Here is a 743-nt window from a genome sequence, read left to right as displayed (position 1 = left end):
GGCGATCACGGTGGACTCGTCCTGAGTTCCGGTCATGGGCTGTGCCTTTCCAGTGTCGCCCTCGCTCACCGCTGCGCCCCGGTTTCCGCGACGCGGTGCGGGTAATCCGGTGACCGGTGCTGGAAGGACAGGATGCTCGGATTCTGGATGAATCCGTCACGGATTTCGATGGCTCGCCGGACGGTGTCGTGCACGCCCCACGCGCTGGGACCGGCAAGCACGGTCCGCAGGTGCGGCAGGACCGCTTGGCTGATCTCCCACGTGGCGGAGTTCCACAGATGCGACGGGCTGTGGTCGACGCCGTAATAGCGGATGTTGTCTCCGACCGTGAACATCGGCTCGGTGAACGTGGTCGGCCGGGCCCAGCTGAAGCCCATTCCTTCGTCGCACGACACGTCGACGATGAGGCTGCCCGGCCTGAAGGCGGCCAGGTCGTCCTCGCCGAGGAACATCAGGGGCGCCTCGGGCTGCTGCAGCACGCAGTTGACCACGATGTCGTGTTCGGCGAGGAAGCCCGCCAGCGGGACTCGGCCGCGGTCGCAGAGGACCTGGCTGTGCTCGGGATCGACGTTGTCGTGCTCGATGTGGACGATGCGCGCCGAGTGGATCGGTGACCCGACCGCGGTGACGCCGCGATTGGTGAGAACGTGAACGTCGTGCACGCCGTGGGCGTTGAGAGCCGTCACCGCGCCGCGGGCCGTCGCGCCGAACCCGATGACCGCGGCCCGCAACCGGCGACCGTA

1 protein-coding gene is annotated in these 743 nt (G+C 67.8%); it reads right to left on the bottom strand.

All coding sequences use genetic code 11. The annotated features are described in order from the left end of the window. Positions 1 to 65: 65 nt before the first annotated feature. Positions 66 to 743 (bottom strand): Rossmann-fold NAD(P)-binding domain-containing protein (locus FXO23_RS50625; protein ID WP_484477001.1); only part of this gene is annotated, 678 nt, incomplete at its 5' end.

The sequence above is a fragment of the Amycolatopsis anabasis genome, assembly GCF_009765355.1.
GTDB lineage: Bacteria > Actinomycetota > Actinomycetes > Mycobacteriales > Pseudonocardiaceae > Amycolatopsis > Amycolatopsis anabasis.
Note: the sequence above shows the minus strand (reverse complement) of the source record. Positions and strands in the feature narration are given on the sequence as shown.